Raw genomic sequence first — 16125 nt, 5'->3', positions numbered from 1 at the left:
TTAATCGCCTCTATTTGAGGCGATTTTGCATTTCTGAGCCCCAAATAGTGTGAACTGCTGTAATTGCCACAACACCGGCGGTTTCTGTTCGAAGCACACGCTCGCCAAGAGATACGAGTTGATAGCCTGCCGCTCGAGCAAGAGACTCCTCTTCTGGGGAGTGGCCACCTTCTGGACCAATCATTAAGACAATATCCTGGGGAGCGGTATTTATTAGGATGGAATTCATGCTTGTGGTGGCATCTGGACTCAATAGAAGCTTTAATGAGGGCATTTCTGAGGTTTTAAGGTAGCTCTCAAAGCTTTGAATGGACTCAAGCTTCGCTAGAACGGTCCGGTCGCATTGCTCGCAGGCGGCCTGAATAATGCCCTTCCAGTGAATGCCTCGTTTTTCAGCGCGCTCGGCATTATTGGATCCTGTGAGCTTGATGACAGAGCGCTCGCATTGGAGTGGAGCGATTTTTTGAGCGCCAGTTTCGATCGCTTTTTCAATAATCCAGTCCATTTTGTCGCCACCGGCAAGGCCTTGGGCTAGCGTAATGGCATAAGGGGTCTCACGATGGGTATCAAAGCGCGCTTCGGTTATCAGTGCCTCCCCGGATTTTGTGCTCAAAGATAGGAGTTCAGCCTTGGCTACCTGACCTTTTCCATCAAATACTGGGAAGCTAGCGCCAAGCTGAACACGGCGCACGCGCAGATGGTGGGCTACCTCAGGAGTGAGGGGGGTTGGCTTTTGGATTTCCCAAGGCCCGGGAAGATAAAATTGAGGCATTACTGAAATATAGCCAATTTATTTTCCTCGAGACCAAATTTACGATGTCAAACCTTCAAATTCGCATGGCCAATGCCATTCGCGCCCTTTCCATGGATGCGGTTCAACAAGCTAATTCTGGCCACCCTGGAATGCCTATGGGTATGGCAGATATTGCCGTTGGGCTTTGGAACGAACATCTACAACATAACCCCACTGATCCTCATTGGATAAATCGGGATCGTTTCGTGTTGTCAAATGGTCATGGTTCGATGCTGCTGTACTCGCTCTTGCATCTCACTGGTTACGACTTGCCGATGAATGAGTTAAAAAATTTCCGGCAGCTGCACAGCAAAACTCCGGGTCATCCTGAATATGGCATTACCCCTGGTGTTGAAACTACAACTGGACCTTTGGGTCAGGGAATATCCAATGCAGTTGGAATGGCGCTTGCAGAAAAACTATTGGCAGAAGAATTTAATCGCCCAGGTCACAACATCGTTGATCACCATACTTATGTTTTTTTGGGTGATGGTTGTTTGATGGAAGGCATCAGTCATGAGGTGTGTTCATTGGCTGGAACGCTCAAGCTCAATAAGTTGATTGCCTTGTGGGACGACAATGGCATCTCCATCGATGGCAAGGTGGTCTCTTGGTTTAATGAAGATACGCCAAAGCGTTTTGAGGCTTATGGTTGGAATGTGATTCGCGCGGTGGATGGTCATGATGCTGAAGCCGTTGCAGCAGCCATTGCTCAGGCTAAGAAGAGTGACAAGCCAACCTTAGTTTGCTGCAAGACTGCGATCGGTCAAGGCTCACCGAATATGGCAGGTAGCGATAAAGTACACGGTTCTCCATTAGGGGCTGCTGAGATTGCAGCTACTCGTGTTGCTTTGAACTGGCCTTATGCCCCATTCGAGATTCCCAAAGATATTTATGAGGCGTGGGATTTCAAGAAACGAGGTCAAGCAGCTGAGCATGAATGGAATAAAGAATTCCAATCTTATAAAAATAAATATCCAGAGCTTGCTTCTGAATTACAGCGTCGCATGCAGGGTGATTTATCGAAAGATTTTTCATCAACACTGAACAATTATTTAAAAACTTGCCAGGCAAAAGCAGAAACTGTTGCTACTCGTAAGGCCAGTCAAAATGCGATCGAAGCGCTTGCTCCAGCGCTACCAGAATTCATGGGTGGTTCGGCAGACTTAACCGGTTCTAATCTCACCAATTGGAGTGCGTGCAAACCGGTTCGGGCTGATCAATGGGGCAATCATATTAACTACGGCGTACGTGAATTTGGCATGAGCGCCATCATGAACGGTATTGCCTTGCATGGTGGATATATTCCGTTTGGCGGAACCTTCCTCACCTTCTCTGATTACAGTCGCAACGCCTTGCGCATGGCGGCCCTGATGAAGTTGCGCAGTATTTTTGTATTTACCCACGACTCGATTGGTTTGGGTGAGGATGGTCCAACCCATCAATCGGTTGAGCATATTGCTAGCCTACGTTTGATTCCAAATTTGATGGTTTGGCGTCCATGTGACACCACTGAAAGTGCAGTAGCCTGGGGCTCAGCCATTGAGCGCAAGAATGGTCCGAGCGCTTTAATTTTTAGTCGCCAGAATTGCCCATTTGTGGCACGCAATACACAGCAGATTAAGGATATCGCTCGCGGTGGATATGTTCTGCGTGAATCGAAGCAGGCAAAGATAGATGCAGTGATTATTGCCACTGGATCTGAAATTGCTTTGGCTTTGCAAACGGCTGAGCATCTAGAAAAAGAAGGACTAGGAATTCGTGTCGTATCGATGCCTTCAACTTCTGTATTTGATCGGCAGGATTCTATTTATAAAGCCAGCGTGTTGCCAGTGAATGTGCCGCGTATTGCGGTTGAGGCTGGCGTCACTGATTTTTGGTGGAAGTATGGTTGCGCAGCCGTGCATGGTGTGGACACCTTTGGTGAGTCAGCGCCCGCCCCACAGCTTTATGAGTACTTTGGTTTGACAGTGGATCAAATTTCTAACACTGTGAAGCAATGCATTGCTCTGAAATAAACAGCAACAAGAACTGAAATAATTATTCATTACAGAATTCAAAATTAGCAAAGGGAATGAAATGACAATTCGTGTCGCAATTAATGGGTATGGTCGCATTGGACGTATGGTGTTACGCGCTTTGTATGAGGACCAGGCCAACGGAAAACCAAGACGCGATATTAAAATTGTTGCGATTAATGCAATGGGTGATATCGATATCAACGCGCATTTAACGCAATACGATTCAGCGCATGGACGTTTCCCAGCCGAAGTAAAGGTAGATGGTGATCACATGGTGGTTAATGGTGATCGTATCAAGATGTTTTCTACACGCAATCCTTTGGAAACTCCGTGGGGCGAGCTCGGTGTGGATTTGGTGCTTGAGTGTTCAGGTAAATTTACTTCTAAAGAAAAAGCGATGGTGCACATCTCGCAAGGCGCAAAGAAAGTATTAATTTCTGCTCCTGGTGAGAAGGATGTGGACGCCACGATTGTTTATGGCGTAAACCAGCAGGTACTCAAGTCGAGCGATATAGTTGTATCTAACGCCAGTTGCACAACAAACTGCTTGGCACCTTTGGTCAAGCCATTGCTTGAGAAGATTGGCATCGAATCTGGTTTGATGACAACGATTCACGCATTTACAAATGACCAAGTTTTAACCGATGTGTATCACAAGGATATGCGCCGCGCTCGCTCTGCAGTGACCAGTATGATTCCAACCAAAACTGGCGCAGCTAAAGCAGTTGGCTTGGTGCTACCAGCTTTAGCAGGGCGCTTTGATGGTTTTGCCATGCGTGTTCCGGTCATTAATGTGTCGGTCGTTGATTTAACTTTTGCAGCTAGTCGCGCTACTAGCGTAGATGAAGTCAATTCAATCCTGAAGGCAGCAAGCGAGGGTGAGTTGAAGGGTATTCTAGGCTTTAATACTCTTCCTTTAGTCTCGATCGACTTTAATCACGATCCACGTCCAAGTATTTACGACGCCTCCCAGACCCGAGTTTCTGCTGATGGCAAGTTAGTCAAGGTTCTGGCTTGGTATGACAATGAGTGGGGTTATTCAGTTCAAATGCTGAATGCCGCCGAGGCTTTAATGGCGGTAAAGTAAGTAAAAGTCCTTAAAAGTAGATTTTGATATAAAAAGACCTCTAAATGAGGTCTTTTTTTGTTTATTTGTGCTTTTTGGGCTATTTCTGCTTATTTCGACAATTTTTCTTTTCGCAGTGTCCATACATCGCTAAGGTGTGCTCCTGAAGCTTAAATCCAAGGTTTTTAGCAATATCTCGTTGACGTTTTTCAATCGCCTCATCCATAAATTCCTCCACATGCCCACAATCTAGGCAAACTAAGTGGTCGTGATGTTGGCCTTCATTGAGCTCATAAATTGCCCGACTATCACCCTTGGCAGACTCAAAATGGCTGCGAAGCAGCAGTCCGGCTTGCTCAAACTGGGTCAGAACGCGATAAACGGTCGCCAAACCGATTTCTTGGTCGTCTTTTGCCAGAGCATTAAAGACATCCTCGGCACTAAAGTGCGTGCCACCATTTTGGTGAAAAAAGTCTAGGATTTTCATGCGGGGGCCAGTGGCTTTTAGGCCGATATCGCGTAAATCTGCTGGAGTAGGGTTTTGGGTCGTATTCATGGCTTTGGGCGCTAAAATCAATGTCTTAATGATACGGCCAGCCATGCAAAATTGCCTTCAACTTTTTATCCGTTTTTTAAACCCTGTTTCGCGGGGCTTTTGGCTCGCGGCCTTGATTGCGCTGATTGGCCTTGGTGGGTGCACTACAGCTGTAGATGATACCCAGCGAAACTGGATGAATAAGATTTTTAGACCCTATGTGCCAGATATTGTCCAAGGCAATTTTGTGTCCTCTGAGCAGTACTCCAAATTAAATCTTGGCATGACTCGTGAACAGGTTCGTCAGATTTTAGGCACACCTTTACTCGCTGATTACTTCCATGCAAATCGCTGGGATTATGTTTTTGAATTTAAGCGCAATGGCCAGGTGGTTGGTAAAGACCGTCGCGTAACAGTATTTTTTGAAGGCGATAAGCTCGTTAAGTTTGAGGGTGATGCATTGCCGACTGATGTTGAGTTGGTTGCTGAAATTGATAATTACGCAAAAACTAAGCGCTCATTTTGGGATGTGGTGACAGGGTCCAATAAGGCGCCTGTAACTCCTGCGTTGCAGCAGCCAGAATTACTTGTGCCTAGTAAGACTGATAACTTGCCAGTTGGAGCACCCATTCCGGCAGTTGATAGTGCAAGTACAGGTTCATTCTGGGACTTTTTTAGTTTTTCAAAAAAGCCAGCAGATGGACAGCCCATGCCACCGGCTGAAGCATTGGGGCCTGGCGCTCTAAATGTCTCACCTGCTAGCGATGCTAAGTAGTTTTGGGAAGCATCTGAATTACTTTTGTATTAGTAGCGCGGTAAGCAGCTGTAGATAACCTTAAAAAGAAGCGAAGAAATAAATGATGAAGATTGCAATTGCTGGCGCCACCGGTCGTATGGGAAAAATGTTAATTGAGGCTATTCTCAATGCTTCTGATGCTCAATTAGTTGGGGCGCTTGAGCACGGCTCATGCACTCAGTTGGGTGAAGATGCGGGCGCATTCTTGGGTAAAAAAACTGGAGTGTTGATCACTGCTGATATTGCTCAAGCGCTTAGCGATGCAGAATTTCTGATTGACTTTACTCGACCAGAAGGCACGATGGCTCACTTAGCTGTTGCTGAGAAAACCGCCACCAAGATGATTATTGGCACTACTGGCCTAAGTGCAGAACAGATTGCTAGCCTTAAAAAAGCCTCAGAAAAGTTGGCGATTGTTTTTGCGCCGAATATGAGCGTTGGGGTGAACGCAACTTTCAAGCTCCTTGAGCTTGCAGCCAAAATGTTGAATCAAGGGTATGACATCGAGATCATTGAAGCGCACCATCGCCACAAAGTAGACGCTCCTTCAGGTACGGCCTTAAAGATGGGTGAAGTGATTGCAGATGCTTTAGGTGAGAAATTGGACGATGTTGCTGTCTATGCACGTGAAGGCCATACAGGTGAGCGCAAAGAAGGTTCTATTGGGTTTGCCACGATTCGTGGAGGCGATATCGTTGGCGACCATACAGTGCTGTTTGCTGGCGATGGTGAGCGTATCGAAATTAGCCACAAATCTTCCAGTCGTCAATCTTATGCTCAAGGCTCATTCCGAGCTGCCCGTTTCTTGCAAAGTCAGGTTGCTGGTTTATATGACATGCAAGATGTATTGGGATTGCGCAAGTAAGCTTTCTGAAAAATATTAGCCCACCAAAAAGAAGAAAAGAGTTGTATTGAATGAGTAAGGATTACGACCACCGCGTTATTGAAGCGGCCGCACAAGCCGATTGGGATAGTGCGCAAGTCTATAAAGTGACCGAGCATGCTGTAGATGCTACCGGTAAGAAGAAGCCCAAGTATTACGCCTGTTCAATGTTGCCTTACCCTTCTGGTAAGTTGCACATGGGCCACGTCCGTAACTACACCATTAATGATGTGATGGCCCGTCAATTGCGGATGGAAGGCTATAACGTATTAATGCCAATGGGTTGGGATGCATTTGGTATGCCCGCAGAAAATGCAGCAATTCAGAATAAAGTGCCTCCAGCCAAATGGACTTACGACAACATTGCGTACATGAAAAAGCAAATGGCTGCGATGGGTTTGGCCATTGATTGGTCTCGCGAAGTGGCTACTTGCAATCCCGACTACTACCGTTGGAATCAATGGCTCTTTTTGAAGATGCTTGAAAAAGGCATTGCTTATCGCAAGACCCAAGTTGTGAACTGGGATCCAATTGACCAAACAGTTTTAGCTAATGAGCAAGTGATTGATGGTCGTGGTTGGCGATCCGGTGCTCTCGTTGAGAAACGTGAGATTCCTGGTTACTACTTCAACATCACCGCCTATGCAGAGCAATTACTTTCTGGTTTGGATAATTTGGGCTGGCCTGAGCGCGTTAAAACGATGCAGCAAAATTGGATAGGCAAGAGTCGTGGCGTACGCTTTGCGTTTAAGCATGAGATTGCAGATGCTCATGGTAATTTTATTCAAGATGGTCAGTTGTATGTATTTACGACGCGCGCAGATACGATTATGGGCGTTACTTTTTGCGCTGTTGCTGCCGAACATCCTTTAGCTACGCAAGCTGCCATTAACAATCCAGCGCTATCTGCCTTTATCGAAAAATGCAAAACCGGTAGTGTCATTGAAGCAGACCTAGCTACTCAAGAAAAAGAAGGTATGTTCACTGGTTTATACGTGACACATCCTTTGACGCATGAACCGGTTCCGGTTTGGGTCGGTAATTATGTCTTGATGTCTTATGGCGATGGTGCGGTAATGGGAGTGCCCGCACACGATGAACGTGATTTTGCATTTGCCTTGAAATATGATTTACCCATTAAGCAAGTGGTTGCCTTGCGCGGCCCTTCTGAGATGTTCAATCCCACTCGATGGCAAGATTGGTATGCCCAAAAAGAAGGGGTTGAGTGCCTTAATAGCGGTAAGTATGATGGCATGTCACATGCAGAGGCAGTTGGTGCGGTTGCAAAAGATTTGGAAGCGATCGGTATCGGAGAAATTAAAACAACATATCGTTTGCGTGACTGGGGAATTTCCCGACAGCGTTATTGGGGTACGCCAATTCCCATTATTCACTGTGGTGATGAGCAAAATCCAGGCTGTGGTGCTGTGCCCGTTCCCGAGGCTGATTTGCCAGTAGTGTTACCCGAGGACTGTGTTCCGGATGGTAGTGGCAATCCATTAAATAAACACGCTGATTTCTTAAATGTGAAGTGTCCTCAGTGCGGCAAGCCTGCGCGCCGCGAGACCGACACCATGGACACCTTCGTAGATTCATCTTGGTATTTCATGCGCTATACCGGTGCCAATGCAAAAACAATGGTTGATGAGCGTAATGAGTATTGGATGCCGATGGATCAATACATTGGTGGGATTGAGCATGCTATCTTGCATTTACTGTATGCGCGCTTTTGGACTAAAGTGATGCGTGATCTCAACCTCATCACTTTTGACGAGCCCTTCCAAAATTTATTGACCCAAGGAATGGTTCTCAATGAGACGTATTACACAGAAGATGCATCTGGTAAGAAAACTTGGTTAAATCCCCTGGATGTTGAGTTAGACCTTGATGAAAAAGGTCGGCCGCAAGGAGCTCGGCTAATAAGCGGCAGCTCTAGTGCTCCCGTGATTATCGGTGGCGTCGAGAAGATGTCCAAGAGCAAAAACAATGGTGTTGATCCACAGGCTTTGATTGATCAATATGGCGCCGATACTGCCCGCATCTTTACGATGTTCGCTGCTCCTCCAGAACAACAGTTGGAATGGTCTGGGGCGGGGGTTGAAGGTGCATCTCGCTTTTTGCGTCGTGTTTGGATGTACTCCAGTAGTCAGGCTACTGCCATAAGTAGCGCCCCAGATGTCTTGCCGTCTGACTTGAATGAAGTCGAAAAAGAATTGCGTCGTGAAGTGCACTCCATCTTGAAGCAGGCAAATTTTGATTACCAACGCCGGCAGTACAACACGGTTGTTTCTGCTGCAATGAAGATGCTCAATGTGCTTGAGCCAGTGAAATTGGGTGATGGTACGAGCATCAGGCCTCCAATCCTTAGGGAGTGTTTAAGTATTTTGTTGCGCATTCTTTATCCGGTGGTGCCACATTTGACTCATGTGCTGTGGAAAGATGCTGCTTATGCAAAAACTTTCGGGTCAATCCTAGATGCTGCATGGCCTTTGGTTGATGAGGCGGCTTTAATTCAAACTGAGATTACTTTGATGTTGCAAATCAACGGCAAATTACGTGGCGATATTCGTGTTCCGGCTGATGCATCTAAAGAGCAGATTGAGGTTTTAGCTTTACAAAGCGAGCCTGCCATGAAGGCTTTGAACGGCGGCATGCCGAAAAAGGTCATTGTGGTGCCTGGACGTTTAATCAATATTGTGGCTTAAGTAATCTCTAACTTTTTAATAGAAGCTAAACATATGAGCGTAGATCGAAAGTCAAAGTTGGATACGCAAGGAGTAAATTCCTTACGTCGGACTACGCTTGGCCTCTTCGGTCTGCTGTCTATCGGCTCGCTAATGGCTTGCGGTTATCGATTGAGGGGCATGGTTGATCTGCCATTTAAAGTGATTGCGATTAGTGGTAATCCATCGCCACCATTGCGTGCTGATCTGCAGAGAGCTGTGCTTACTGGTACAGATGCAAAAGTAGCAATCAACCCAAAAGATGCAGATTTAATTTTAGAAATTACCAACGATATTACTGGCCGTGAAATTTTGGCATATAACGCTAACGGCCAAGTTTCTGCCTATCGTTTAAATATCCGGGTTGGATTTAGAGCTTTTGATACTGCGGGTGCTGAGATCGTTCCGGAGACAGAAATTTACATTACTCGAGATATGGACTTTTCTCTTTCTACTGTTCTTGCAACCGATGTTCAGCAGCAACAGTTCTTAACCTCTATGCGTAGTGATTTAGCTGTACAGATTTTGCGCCGAGTCTCTGCCTCCGCAAGAGCACCACAAGTCAGAAGTTTTTAAGGGGGGTGATGATCTCGCATGGTTAAAACTGATGCCCTGCAAGTACATCTCAAATCGCTTAGCTCTGCTAGCGCTGTTCAACCTTTGTATATTTTTAGTGGAGATGAGCCCCTATTAATGATGGAGGCAATGGATCAACTGCGCGCCATTGCAAAAAAATTAGGCTATACCGAACGTGAGGTTTTGCTGCAAGAGCGTGGCTTTGATTGGAGCGCCCTGATGAATGCTGGGCAAACTATGTCACTTTTTGGCGACAAGCGCTGGGTGGAGTTGCGCATTCCAACAGGTAAGCCTGGAAGAGATGGTGCTGAGGCTTTAAAACAGTTTGCCGTACAGATTCAGTCGCAGTCATTAAGCCCAGAGGGTCCTGATACGGTAGTCTGCATTGTGTTGCCTCGGTTGGATGGGAAAACTAAAACATCAGCTTGGTTTAGCGCATTAGATGAGGCGGGGATGGCTATTCAGATTGATTCCTTAGATCGCGGCTATCTACCCAGTTGGATCGCTGGACGATTGAAAAAACAGGACCAAGAAGTGATGTCAGGCCCTGAGGGCCAGAGATCACTCGAATTTATTGCAGATCAGGTAGAGGGTAATTTGATTGCTGCCCACCAAGAGATTCAGAAATTGGGCCTGCTATACCCGGCTGGCACATTAACAGATGAACAAATTCGTTCGGCGATTTTGAGGGTGGCGCGATATAACGTGTTTGAAGTGACTGAGGCGATGTTAGCTGGTGATTTGGCGCGCCTCAATCGCATGTTAGATGGCCTAAAAGGTGAGGGTGAGCCCCTAGTGCTGATTCTATGGAGCGTAACCGAAGAGCTTCGGCTACTATCTAAACTAAAGGCAGCAAGCGATGCTGGCGAGTCCGTTCAGCAACTCCTGCGTGCTAATCGGATTTGGGGGAATAAAGAACGTCTTTATCCTAATGTGCTAAGACGAGTTCAGCCCTTGAGATTACGGAGAGCAATGCAAGTAGCCGCAGGATTGGATCGTCAGGTCAAAGGTTTATCTGCGGCAGAGTTGCCGGCAGACCCGTGGGATGGCTTGCGTTTAGTGGGTAGTTTGCTGCGCTAAGCAAAAAAGTTTAAATATTGGTAGATGATTAAAAAATGAGCTCCTCAATTAAAAAAATGATGCAAGATATTGGCAGGCGGGCACGTGGTACATCGCGTGCAATGGCTTGTGCGTCCAGTAAACAAAAAAATCAAGCATTGCTACATATTGCTAAATTAATCCGTGAGCAGTCTGACCATATTCAAAAAGTAAATCAGAGTGATGTAGAGCGAGCAAGGTCGACTGGTCAAGATGCAGCCTTTATCGATCGCTTGACAATGACACCTAAAACAATTGAGACGATGGCGCTTGGGTTGGAGCAGATTGTTTCGCTTGAGGATCCTATCGGGAAAGTTTCTGCATTGAAAAAACAAGCATCTGGTATTGAGATCGGTCAGATGAGGGTGCCATTGGGCGTGATTGGAATTATTTATGAATCGCGTCCTAATGTAACCATTGATGCAGCAGCACTTTGTTTGAAGTCCGGAAATGCGGTGATATTACGTGGTGGTTCAGAGGCGATTGAGTCTAATACATTGCTAGCCAAGATTATTCAAGAGGGCTTAGCGGCAGCTGACTTGCCAACTGATGCCGTACAAGTAGTTGCCACAACCGATAGAAGCGCCGTAGGTGAAATGATTACGATGACTGATTACATCGATGTCATAGTGCCTCGTGGTGGCAAGAGTTTGATTGCGCGTTTAATGGCTGAAGCGCGTGTACCAATGATTAAGCACTTAGATGGGATTTGTCATACCTACATTGATGCTGATGCCGATATCGAGATGGCGATTAAAGTATGCGACAACGCCAAGACGCAGCGTTATGCGCCCTGCAATGCGATGGAAACTTTGTTGGTTAACCAAGAGGTTAGCTCTAAGGTGTTGCCACCCCTTTGCAAGATTTACCAAGACAAAGGTGTTGAGCTTCGCGTGGATGTCCGTACGCGCAAGACTTTGGAGGATGCCGGTTTTCAAGGCTTAGTAGACGCCAAAGAAGAGGATTGGCAAACTGAATACTTAGCCCCCATTCTGTCAGTGAAGACCGTTGCCGATATTGATGAGGCAATGAATCACATTGAGCGCTATGGTAGCAAGCATACCGATGCCATCATCACCAACAACAAGGGTGCGGCAGATCGATTTCTACGTGAAGTGGATAGCGCTAGTGTGATGGTAAATGCCAGTACACGCTTTGCCGATGGCTTTGAGTATGGTCTCGGTGCAGAGATTGGCATCTCCAATGACAAGCTACACGCACGTGGCCCGGTTGGCTTAGATGGTTTGACCTCGCTGAAATATATCGTCATGGGTCATGGCGAGATTCGCACTTAAACGTATTTGCATATCACTACGAAAGTAATCAATGGGTAACCCCTATCTTTGGACCAAGACGTTTCATATTGTTTTCATTGCCTCTTGGTTTGCAGGCCTTTTTTATTTGCCACGTATTTTCGTAAACTTGGCAGAAGAAAAAAATGCAGATGCCTATGCTCGTATTTTGGGAATGGCTGAACGACTCTTTCGGTTTATGACCATTCTTGCAGTGCCAGCCGTTTTATTGGGTGTAGCTCTCTGGCTGTATTTTGGTATGGGTCGGGATGAAATTTGGATGCATGCCAAATTATTATTTGTGATTTTGGTCATCGGTTATCACCATGCTTGTTGGATTTTGTTGAAAAAATTTCGCGCAGGCATGAACAAGCGATCCGGAGTTTGGTACCGCTGGTTTAATGAAGTTCCTGTGCTCCTACTGATTGTGATTGTTGCTTTGGTTGTGATAAAGCCTTAATTCTCCAGAATATTTTTACTTTTAATTCACCCCTTTTAGATTGTTAGCCTCATGAGATTTTTTGTTGTTTGTCCTGGTGGATTAGAAGCTCCGCTTGCCCAAGAGCTGGCGGCAATTGCTCAGCGAGCAGATTCAAAAGCTTTGGGTAAATGGGTCATTGATCCAACCCCGACAAGCCCAACAGGCGGTGTGGGTCTAGCTGCCCCCTTGTCTGCGGCGATGGCATTAAACCTTCATTCGCGCATTGCAAGTCGTGTTTTATTGCAAATGGCTGAAGCCCCATATCGCCAAGAAGAAGATTTATATCGCTTGGCCAGTGGTCTGGCCTGGGAAGAGTGGTTTGGCTCAAAGCAAACACTTCGAGTGGATGTCACTGCTCATCGCTCTCCACTCAAGAGTTTGAACTTTGCTACCTTGAAAATCAAAGACGCCATTGTCGATCGTCTCCGCGATGTCACTGGTGATCGTCCTAGTATTGACACTGCTTTCCCAGATGTTCGGGTTCAGGCACATTTGACTGCGACGCAAGTGACTATTTATTTGGATACTTCGGGTGAGGCCTTATTCAAGCGGGGTTGGCGTGATGAAAAAGGAGACGCCCCGCTCAAAGAAAATCTAGCCGCTGGAATTTTATCGATTACAGGTTGGAGGCCCTCTGAGGCGCTCTTTGATCCGATGTGCGGAAGCGGTACGTTTCTGATTGAAGCGGCTCAAATTGCTTTGGCTATACCCTCAGGGGCAATTCGATCGGGGATGTACGGTGAGGATGCTAAACCTAGCAAGTTGGCTTATCGACCTCTCGTTACCTCCGCACATGGCTTTGGCTTTCAGAGATTGAAGCCATTTCAAGAGAATGCTGAGCAAAAGCGTTGGACTGGATTAAAAGATTCTGCTTTGACGGAGATTTTGGAGAGGCGTAAACAGTACCCAGATGCCGAATCACTTCACATTTCTGGCGGCGACATCAATGAAAAGTTGGTGTCCATGTTTAAGAGTAATTGGCAGCGTGCACAGTTGCCAGGCTTGCCATTCGTGCGTCAGGTGGATGCATTGGCTGCAAAGCCTCCGGCTAACTCTAAAGCAGGGGTTGTGCTGTTAAATCCTCCGTACGGTGAGCGCCTAGTTATTAAGGGTGGGCGCGGAGAGGAGCGTGGAGCCGATCGCGAGGCAACATATGATGACCAAGAGCCTGAGAATCGCTTTGAATTGAATTTGGAAACAGGGCGTCAAAGTGCCAAACGTTCTAGTCGCGAATCCTTGAAGCGCTTACAGGCACAAGAAGAGCAGGATCCTAAGTTTGTTGAATTTTTGCGCCAGTTTGGCCAGCATTTAAAAGATGCTTTTGGTGGCTGGAATGTGTTTGTTTTGACTGCTGATATGGCGTTACCGGGTCAGCTGCGCATCAAAGAGTCAAAACGTACTCCGCTATTTAATGGGCCATTGGAATGTCGTCTGTTTAAATTTGAGATGCATCAAAAGCGCGAGTCTTAAAATAGAGAGAGCAAAACAAGATCTGGTGTATTGATGTTAATAAGGAAAGAGTCAGGATATGGAATTTAAAACATATATGTGCCTTATATGCGGTTGGGTATATGACGAGGCTACAGGATTACCTGAGGAGGGTATTGCTCCAGGAACACTGTGGAAAGATGTTCCTATGAATTGGACTTGCCCTGAATGTGGCGCGCGTAAAGAAGATTTTGAAATGATGGCGATTTAATAGATAGGGAATGATCGTGGGACAAAACGAAGTTTTATTCGAGCGTGCACAGAAAACTATTCCTGGAGGCGTTAATTCTCCAGTAAGGGCTTTTCGACAGGTAGGCGGCACCCCCCGTTTTGTCTCAAAAGCAAAAGGACCTTATTTTTGGGATGCTGAAGATAAGCGTTATATAGATCTCATTATGTCTTGGGGTCCGATGATTGTGGGGCATGCCAACCCTGAGGTGGTGGAGGCCGTCAAAAAAGCAGCAGAGACTAGTTTTAGCTATGGTGCGCCCACCGAGGGTGAAATTGAATTGGCTGAGCGCATTTGTGAATTGGTCCCCAGTATTGAACAAGTGCGTATGGTGTCTAGTGGCACAGAGGCAACAATGAGCGCTTTGCGTTTGGCTCGTGGTCATACTGGGCGTGATTTGATTATTAAGTTTGAGGGCTGTTATCACGGCCATGCTGATAGTCTCCTAGTAAAAGCGGGCTCGGGCTTATTAACTTTTGCAGACTCTACTCAGAATGCGCCCTCCTCTGGCGGTGTGCCGCAGGATTTGGTTAAGCATACTTTGGTATTGCCTTATAACGATATTGCGGCTATTGAAGAGGTGTTTAAGAGGCAGGGCGATCAAGTGGCTGCCGTTATTTTGGAGCCGATTGCTGGCAATATGAATTTAATTCAGCCATCAAAAGCATTTTTAGCGGCGATTCGTACTCTTACTAGTCAGTACGGTAGCGTATTAATCTACGACGAAGTTATGACTGGTTTTCGGGTTGCTTTGGGTGGCGCACAATCTTTGCAGGGAATCGTCCCCGATCTCACCTGTTTGGGTAAGGTAATGGGTGGCGGGATGCCCATGGCTGCCTTTGGGGGTAAAAAAGAAATCATGTCTAAGTTGGCGCCCTTGGGAAATGTTTATCAAGCAGGTACCTTATCTGGCAACCCTGTTGCAGTAGCTGCAGGACTAAAGACCCTAGAGATTATTTCTCGTTCTGGCTTTTATGAATGCTTAACTACTCAAACCCAAAAATTGATGGCTGGTTTGAAGCAAGCTGCCGAAGCAGCGGGTGTAGCGTTTACTGTTGATAGCGTCGGCGGTATGTTTGGTTTTTACTTTGCAGACAAAGTGCCCACTTCCTTCGAGGCTGTTACCAAAACGGATATCGAGGCATTTAAAAAGTTCTTTCATGCAATGCTAGATGAAGGTGTGTATCTTGCACCATCAGCTTACGAGGCCGGTTTTACCTCTATTGCGCATGATGATGCTGTTCTTGCGCAAATCTTTGTTGCGGCACAAACTTCTTTTAAAAAGCTGCAGGGATAGTTTTACATTCTCAAGGGATGGTCATAGCCAGCCACTTGAATAATCTCTAGTTTTTTAGAGTCTTTGCCTGAATTAGGAATCTCCATGGCGGTGAGTTTGCCTCCCCATACACAACCAGTATCTAGCCCAATGACATTGTCTTGCCGCATGAGCCCTAAGGTTGACCAATGCCCAAAATAGACTAATGTGTCCTGAGTTTTGCGCTTGGGAACTTTGAACCAAGGAATGTATCCCTTGGGCCCCTTCTCTAAACCTTCTTTACTTTCAAATTCCATTTGACCCATAGGCGTACAAAAACGCAAACGGGTCAGCGCATTGGTAATCACTCTTAAGCGCTCAGATCCTTTCAAGGTGTTACTCCATTTATTGGGAGTATTGTCATACATACTTGCCAGAAAATCGACATAAGTTTTTTTCCGTAACGCTTTTTCAACTTCCTGTGCACACTCAATAGTTTGTTGAAGATCCCATTGCGGCAGAATTCCAGCGTGAACTGTAATAATCTTTCCATTACTTAAGGCCATGGGTCGGTGACGTAGCCAATGAATTAATTCAGCTCGGTCTGGAGCACGAAGAATGGCATCTACCGTATCAAGACCTTTGGTTTTTCGAAGACCGGCATCAATTGCTAGTAGATGTAAATCATGATTACCTAAGATGCATTCAGCGCGACCTTGCTCTTGCAGGGATTTAAGCTGGCGAAGTGCGCTAAGCGAACTCGGGCCACGATTTACTAAATCCCCCAAAAAAATCATTTTGGATTCTTTTGGAAGTTTTTTTACTAGGCTTTTCAGGGATGGCGCACATCCCTGTATATCGCCAATGGCGTAAATCTTATTCATGCCCT

At 46.2% G+C, this 16125-nt stretch carries 15 protein-coding genes; 12 read left to right on the top strand and 3 right to left on the bottom strand.

Annotation, left to right across the window (positions count from 1 at the left end; all coding sequences use genetic code 11):
- Positions 1-10: 10 nt before the first annotated feature.
- The gene (locus ICN46_RS02515; RefSeq protein WP_216204188.1) at positions 11-772 is read right to left on the bottom strand and encodes a 16S rRNA (uracil(1498)-N(3))-methyltransferase; all 762 of its coding nucleotides are present in this window, start codon (positions 770-772) and stop codon (positions 11-13) included.
- 44 nt (positions 773-816) lie between these two features.
- Between ICN46_RS02515 and tkt the strand changes: the two genes are divergently transcribed.
- Both tkt and gap read left to right on the top strand, forming a co-directional pair.
- A complete protein-coding gene (tkt, locus tag ICN46_RS02510; RefSeq protein ID WP_223146566.1) occupies positions 817-2811 on the top strand; it encodes a transketolase in 1995 nt (664 codons plus the stop codon).
- A 61-nt stretch (positions 2812-2872) separates the two neighbouring features.
- Positions 2873-3901, top strand: coding sequence for a type I glyceraldehyde-3-phosphate dehydrogenase (gene gap, locus ICN46_RS02505; RefSeq protein WP_216204186.1), 1029 nt, complete (start codon positions 2873-2875; stop codon positions 3899-3901).
- Between the two features lie 79 nt (positions 3902-3980).
- Here the strand turns inward: gap and fur are convergent, their stop codons facing one another.
- Positions 3981-4436, bottom strand: coding sequence for a ferric iron uptake transcriptional regulator (fur, locus tag ICN46_RS02500; RefSeq protein WP_216204664.1), 456 nt, complete (start codon positions 4434-4436; stop codon positions 3981-3983).
- Between the two features lie 175 nt (positions 4437-4611).
- Here fur and ICN46_RS02495 point away from each other — a divergent pair, with 175 nt between their 5' ends.
- The 10 genes from ICN46_RS02495 (at position 4612) to hemL (ending at position 15278) form a co-directional block, all read left to right on the top strand.
- Positions 4612-5190 (top strand): outer membrane protein assembly factor BamE, encoded by a 579-nt coding sequence (locus tag ICN46_RS02495; RefSeq protein WP_255538705.1) that lies wholly within the window; start codon positions 4612-4614, stop codon positions 5188-5190.
- 85 nt (positions 5191-5275) lie between these two features.
- Complete coding sequence (gene dapB, locus ICN46_RS02490) at positions 5276-6076, top strand: 4-hydroxy-tetrahydrodipicolinate reductase (RefSeq protein ID WP_216204183.1); 801 nt, start codon at positions 5276-5278, stop codon at positions 6074-6076.
- Between the two features lie 50 nt (positions 6077-6126).
- Positions 6127-8799: a leucine--tRNA ligase gene (gene leuS / locus ICN46_RS02485; RefSeq protein WP_216204180.1), complete on the top strand. Its 2673-nt coding sequence runs from the start codon at positions 6127-6129 to the stop codon at positions 8797-8799.
- Between the two features lie 33 nt (positions 8800-8832).
- Complete coding sequence (locus ICN46_RS02480) at positions 8833-9393, top strand: LPS-assembly lipoprotein LptE (RefSeq protein WP_216204178.1); 561 nt, start codon at positions 8833-8835, stop codon at positions 9391-9393.
- 18 nt (positions 9394-9411) lie between these two features.
- On the top strand, positions 9412-10473 hold the full coding sequence (holA, locus tag ICN46_RS02475) for a DNA polymerase III subunit delta (protein WP_216204176.1): 1062 nt from the start codon (positions 9412-9414) through the stop codon (positions 10471-10473).
- A gap of 35 nt (positions 10474-10508) precedes the next feature.
- Positions 10509-11786 carry a glutamate-5-semialdehyde dehydrogenase gene (locus ICN46_RS02470; protein WP_216204174.1) on the top strand — a complete coding sequence of 426 codons (1278 nt, stop codon included), beginning with the start codon at positions 10509-10511 and terminating at the stop codon, positions 11784-11786.
- Between the two features lie 31 nt (positions 11787-11817).
- On the top strand, positions 11818-12243 hold the full coding sequence (locus tag ICN46_RS02465) for a CopD family protein (protein ID WP_216204171.1): 426 nt from the start codon (positions 11818-11820) through the stop codon (positions 12241-12243).
- Between the two features lie 51 nt (positions 12244-12294).
- Positions 12295-13734, top strand: a complete 1440-nt coding sequence (locus ICN46_RS02460) for a THUMP domain-containing class I SAM-dependent RNA methyltransferase (protein WP_216204169.1) — start codon at positions 12295-12297, stop codon at positions 13732-13734.
- 58 nt (positions 13735-13792) lie between these two features.
- A complete protein-coding gene (locus tag ICN46_RS02455) occupies positions 13793-13963 on the top strand; it encodes a rubredoxin (protein ID WP_216204167.1) in 171 nt (56 codons plus the stop codon).
- Positions 13964-13979: 16 nt separating this feature from the next.
- The gene (gene hemL / locus ICN46_RS02450) at positions 13980-15278 is read left to right on the top strand and encodes a glutamate-1-semialdehyde 2,1-aminomutase (RefSeq protein ID WP_216204165.1); all 1299 of its coding nucleotides are present in this window, start codon (positions 13980-13982) and stop codon (positions 15276-15278) included.
- 2 nt (positions 15279-15280) lie between these two features.
- Here hemL and ICN46_RS02445 read toward each other — a convergent pair whose 3' ends face one another.
- Entirely contained in the window at positions 15281-16120 is an 840-nt protein-coding gene (locus ICN46_RS02445) for a symmetrical bis(5'-nucleosyl)-tetraphosphatase (protein ID WP_216204162.1), read from the bottom strand.
- Between the last annotated feature and the right edge of the window lie 5 nt (positions 16121-16125).

This window comes from Polynucleobacter sp. Latsch14-2 (assembly GCF_018881925.1).
Taxonomy (GTDB): domain Bacteria; phylum Pseudomonadota; class Gammaproteobacteria; order Burkholderiales; family Burkholderiaceae; genus Polynucleobacter.
The sequence above is the reverse complement of the archived record's forward strand: the minus strand, read 5'-3'. Positions and strand labels throughout refer to the sequence as shown.

Coding starts and splice junctions, on each gene's coding strand:
- ICN46_RS02515 (WP_216204188.1), bottom strand. CDS start 772: ATGCCTCAATTTTATCTTCCCGGGCCTTGGGAAATCCAAAAGCCAACC.
- tkt (WP_223146566.1), top strand. CDS start 817: ATGTCAAACCTTCAAATTCGCATGGCCAATGCCATTCGCGCCCTTTCC.
- gap (WP_216204186.1), top strand. CDS start 2,873: ATGACAATTCGTGTCGCAATTAATGGGTATGGTCGCATTGGACGTATG.
- fur (WP_216204664.1), bottom strand. CDS start 4,436: ATGAATACGACCCAAAACCCTACTCCAGCAGATTTACGCGATATCGGC.
- ICN46_RS02495 (WP_255538705.1), top strand. CDS start 4,612: ATGAATAAGATTTTTAGACCCTATGTGCCAGATATTGTCCAAGGCAAT.
- dapB (WP_216204183.1), top strand. CDS start 5,276: ATGAAGATTGCAATTGCTGGCGCCACCGGTCGTATGGGAAAAATGTTA.
- leuS (WP_216204180.1), top strand. CDS start 6,127: ATGAGTAAGGATTACGACCACCGCGTTATTGAAGCGGCCGCACAAGCC.
- ICN46_RS02480 (WP_216204178.1), top strand. CDS start 8,833: ATGAGCGTAGATCGAAAGTCAAAGTTGGATACGCAAGGAGTAAATTCC.
- holA (WP_216204176.1), top strand. CDS start 9,412: ATGGTTAAAACTGATGCCCTGCAAGTACATCTCAAATCGCTTAGCTCT.
- ICN46_RS02470 (WP_216204174.1), top strand. CDS start 10,509: ATGAGCTCCTCAATTAAAAAAATGATGCAAGATATTGGCAGGCGGGCA.
- ICN46_RS02465 (WP_216204171.1), top strand. CDS start 11,818: ATGGGTAACCCCTATCTTTGGACCAAGACGTTTCATATTGTTTTCATT.
- ICN46_RS02460 (WP_216204169.1), top strand. CDS start 12,295: ATGAGATTTTTTGTTGTTTGTCCTGGTGGATTAGAAGCTCCGCTTGCC.
- ICN46_RS02455 (WP_216204167.1), top strand. CDS start 13,793: ATGGAATTTAAAACATATATGTGCCTTATATGCGGTTGGGTATATGAC.
- ICN46_RS02445 (WP_216204162.1), bottom strand. CDS start 16,120: ATGAATAAGATTTACGCCATTGGCGATATACAGGGATGTGCGCCATCC.